This is a genomic window from uncultured Cetobacterium sp. (genome assembly GCF_947039425.1).
GTDB lineage: Bacteria > Fusobacteriota > Fusobacteriia > Fusobacteriales > Fusobacteriaceae > Cetobacterium_A.
On the sequence record NZ_CAMQYW010000161.1, the window covers coordinates 1 to 4,406 of the forward strand.

Consider the following 4,406-nt stretch of genomic DNA (forward strand, 5'->3'; position numbering starts at 1 on the left):
AAAAACCTCCTGTATATAAAAATAAAACTGGGAATTAACCCAGTTTTATTTAATAGCATTAATTATAAAGCGTTAACTCTAGCAGCTAATCTAGCTTTCTTTCTAGATACAGTGTTTTTCTTCATGATTCCTTTTGTTACAGCTTTGTCTAACTCTTTGTAAGCTACAGATAAAGCAGCTTTAGAAGTTTCAACTTCTTTAAGCTCAACAGCTACAAGAACCTTCTTTACCATAGTTTTTATTCTAGATTTTACTGCTTGATTTCTCTCTCTGTTTCTCTCTGCTACTAATACTCTCTTTTTTGCTGATTTTGAATGTGCCAAATCAAAAACCTCCCTTAGTTTTTTAAATAAATTTTCATAATATATTACCACAGATAACACTCTGTGTCAATATACATTCCATACTTAGTGTAAGTATTCTAATTTGACAGGTAAGCATAAAAAGAGACACTACAATATGTACAATGGACCAAGTATATTTTAACATATTTTATAAGAAATTAAAAGGATAGTAAAAAAAAATTTTATATTTTATCAAAAAAGGAGTATTATAGTAGGAGATAAATTAAAAATGAAAGGAAAAAAATGAATATAGAAGAAAAAATAAATATTGAAATAAGAGAGAAAATGCGAAAGGAAATAGAGGAAGCTCAAGGAAATGAAGTTTTCTTTAGAGGAATCCCTGATGAAGATGGTATTGTATCTCAAGTAGAAGTTTTAGCAAGAGGAAATAGATATTCAGTACCAGCAATATTAAAGGCTATGAGAAAGGGTGAGGTTATAATACATAATCATCCATCAGGGCATCTTTTTCCATCAGATGCAGATGTAGAAATAGCAGCCGCATATGCTAATAAATTAGTAGGAGCTTCATATATTGTTAATAATAAGGTTGATGATATATATATTATTGTAGAACTGATTAATAATAAAAATGTAAAAATAGATATTAAACCATATTTTGAAAAAAAAGGGTTACTATCAACTGTTTTTGATGAGTTTGAGTATAGAGAAGAGCAACTTGAAATGGCAGATATTATAGAAAAGGGATTAAATAGTGAAACTAAGGTAATTGTAGAAGCAGGAACAGGAACAGGTAAGACATTAGCTTATTTGATTCCAAGTATAGAGTGGAGTATAAAAAATAAAAAAAGAGTAATTATAACAACAAATACAATAAATCTTCAAGAACAACTTTTAAATAAAGATATTCCTATGGTTAAAAAAGTAATAGAAGATGAATTTTCTTATGCTTTAATAAAAGGTAGAGGCAATTATTTATGCAATAGAAAATTAAATAATGTGGCAACTGGAGATATAGTAGATATGGATGACTTTAGTCAAAGTCAAAAAACCCAGTTAAAAGAGATTATAAAATGGGGGGGTAGGACAGAGTCAGGAGATCGTGCTGAACTCCCATTTGAGGTAGATTATATAGTTTGGGAGCATTTTCAAAGTGAAAGTGATATGTGTACAGGAAGCAAATGTCCTTTTAAATCTGAATGTTTCTTTTTAAAGGCTAGAGAGGAAAAAAAACAAGCGGATGTTTTAATAACAAATCATCATATGTATTTTTCAGATTTAGCTATAAGAAAAGAGATAGGATTTAATACAGAATATTCAATACTTCCAGAGTATGAACTTGTAGTTTTTGATGAAGCACATAATGTTGAAAAAGTAGCAAGAGATTATTTTTCTTATGAAGTTTCAAAATATGGATTTACTAAAACAATGAATCATATACATTCTTTAGATAGAGGGAAGAAAAAAGGGACAGGAAATTTAGATATATTTATTAATTATTTAAAATTATCTGACTTTGAAGGAAAAAAAAGCATTGAAAGAGAACTTGAAAATGATATTAAAATTGCTCATAGAAATTTATATAAGTCAGGTAGAGAATATTTCAATTATTTAATAGATATATTTTCAAAAGGGCAAATGGGAAATATATCATATAGATTGAAAAAAGATACATTTGAAAAAGCAAAATATTTTGTGCAACTAGATAATTTAAAGGATGAATTTATTGGAGACATTAGTTCATACTTAAAAAAAGTGAGAAGAATTTTAGCTAAAGTGAGAGATTTAGAAGATAAAGAGGGACATATTAATGATTTTTTAAGATATATTGAGCGTCTAGAAGGCTTCTTTGATAATTTTAAATTTATAACAAAGTTAGATGATGAAAAATTTATTTTTTGGGTTGAAGTAAATGGAAAAAAAAGTAACTCAAAACTTGTAGCAACACCATTAAAAATTGATAAAGAATTAGATAAAAATTTATATAGTAATTTAAAACAAATTGTATTTACATCAGCTACTATAGCAATAGGAAATGATTTTAATTATTTTAAAGAGAGTATAGGATTAGTTGAAAAAACTTTAGAAAAAGTTATACATTCTCCTTTTGATTATGATAAACAAATGAAAGTTTATTTACCGAAAGATCTTTTAAATCCAAGTGATCCTAAATTTATAGATAGCATTAAAGAGTTCTTAAAAGGTTTAGTATTGAAAACTTCTGGAAAATGTTTTATACTGTTTACTTCATACACAGCATTAAATTATTTATATTATATGCTAAAAGATGAACTTGAGGAGTTAGGATTAAATCTATTAATTCAAGGGCAAGCACCTAGAACTCAACTTGTAAATATGTATAAAAATATAGAAAATCCAGTTCTTTTTGGAACGGATTCTTTTTGGGAAGGAGTGGATATTAAAGGAGAACAACTAAGTTCAGTTATAATAATAAAGCTTCCATTTAAAGTTCCAAGTGATCCAATAACTGAAGCGATTATAGAAAATATAACACAACAAAATAAAAATGCCTTTGTAGAATATCAAATACCAGAATCAGTGATTAAATTCAAACAAGGGATTGGACGTTTAATTAGAAGTAAAAGTGATAAAGGGATAATTACTATTTTAGATAATAGAGTTATTACAAAATCTTATGGAAAATATTTTAAAGAGGCAATACCAACAAAAAATATAAAGATATTAACTAAAAATGAAGTGTTAAAAGATATTTAGACATTTAAAAGGAGTAGTTGAAAATGAGAAAAATAGAACTATTTGGTCTAAGCTTAACTTTTAAAATAAATAAAAAGAATGCAGATGATGCAGAACTATATACAAAAGATCATCATTTAAAAGAAAAAATATTTTATTTATTTATAATGATAATGATAATAGTTATGAGTTCAAAAGCGGGATATATAACAAGTGAACAGAAGTATGAAGTGGGAGATGTGGCTATAAGTGATATATATGCTCCTAAAAGTATTTTATACAATGATAGAGATAAAAAAAATGATGTTATAAAGGCGTTAATTGCGAACTCTAAAAAAGAGTATATATATGTACCAGAAGCTGGAGAAGTATATGTGTCAGCAGCAAATAATTTATTTGAAGAGATAGAAAATAAAAATTTCAGAAGAAATAAGCTTTATTTAGAAAAAATAGAAAATGTAGTAGGGAAACCCATATCAAAAAATATAATGAATGAATTACTTGGTATGAATAAAAAAAGATTAGAAAAAGTTCAAAAAAATGTAGTAGATTTTCTAACAAATGCCTATAGCACAGGAGTAATAAGAGAAAAAGGAATATTAAAAATATCTCCTCCAAATGATGTTAAATTTAAAGAGTTATCTAGTATAGATAGGAACGTAGTTAGATACTTTTTAACAGCGAATTATATATTTGATCAAACAAAGACTAAAAATTCAATAGCAGAAAAGATATCTCAAATACAAGATCAAATTGTAGATATAAAAGCTGGAACACTCCTTGTAAAAAAAGGAGAGATTATAACTGAAAATAAATCGAAATTGCTTGAGGCAGCAGGAATATATTCTTATAAAAAAAGTATAGGTATTTCAGCAGCAAATGGATTGTATGGAATAATTTTAATTGTGATATTTTATCCATTCTTAGTAAAAAGATTTAAAAAAAATATTTTAAATAAAAATATTTATCGCAGTTTATTTTTAATATTTATTATGACTTTTTTAAGTTATAGATTAATAAAACTAGATCATATATATTTTATACCATTTGAAATGATGTATTTTTTAATGACAATATTATTTGCAAAGGAATTTGCACTTTTTACAACAATAATGTCAATAATGTTCTTATTTCCATTGGTAGGATATGATTTAGTATTTGTAATGGTAACATCTCTAGTTTGTATTATGGGTGAATATTTAATAGAAAAGGTAACAACAAGACAAGAATTAATTGCTCTTGGAATGAAACTTGCAGTAACAAAATTTTTCCTATATTTATTAATAACATATTTTGTAGGAAGAGAGAAAAGTTTAGTTGCAATTCAAGGTGGAGAGATAATTGTGTCTGGATTATTATCTGGGACATTGACAATAGCAGCACTTC

At 26.3% G+C, this 4,406-nt stretch carries 2 protein-coding genes and 1 pseudogene; 2 read left to right on the forward strand and 1 reads right to left on the reverse strand.

Annotation, left to right across the window (positions count from 1 at the left end):
• Positions 1-62: 62 nt before the first annotated feature.
• Positions 63-323 carry a 30S ribosomal protein S20 gene (gene rpsT, locus Q0V09_RS08235; RefSeq protein ID WP_297405049.1) on the reverse strand — a complete coding sequence of 87 codons (261 nt, stop codon included), beginning with the start codon at positions 321-323 and terminating at the stop codon, positions 63-65.
• Between the two features lie 264 nt (positions 324-587).
• Between rpsT and Q0V09_RS08240 the strand changes: the two genes are divergently transcribed.
• The gene (locus Q0V09_RS08240) at positions 588-3,041 is read left to right on the forward strand and encodes a helicase C-terminal domain-containing protein (protein WP_297405051.1); all 2,454 of its coding nucleotides are present in this window, start codon (positions 588-590) and stop codon (positions 3,039-3,041) included.
• A 23-nt stretch (positions 3,042-3,064) separates the two neighbouring features.
• A pseudogene (locus Q0V09_RS08245) lies at positions 3,065-4,406 on the forward strand (phosphohydrolase); the annotation flags it as partial.

Coding starts and splice junctions, on each gene's coding strand:
- Q0V09_RS08240 (WP_297405051.1), top strand. CDS start 588: ATGAATATAGAAGAAAAAATAAATATTGAAATAAGAGAGAAAATGCGA.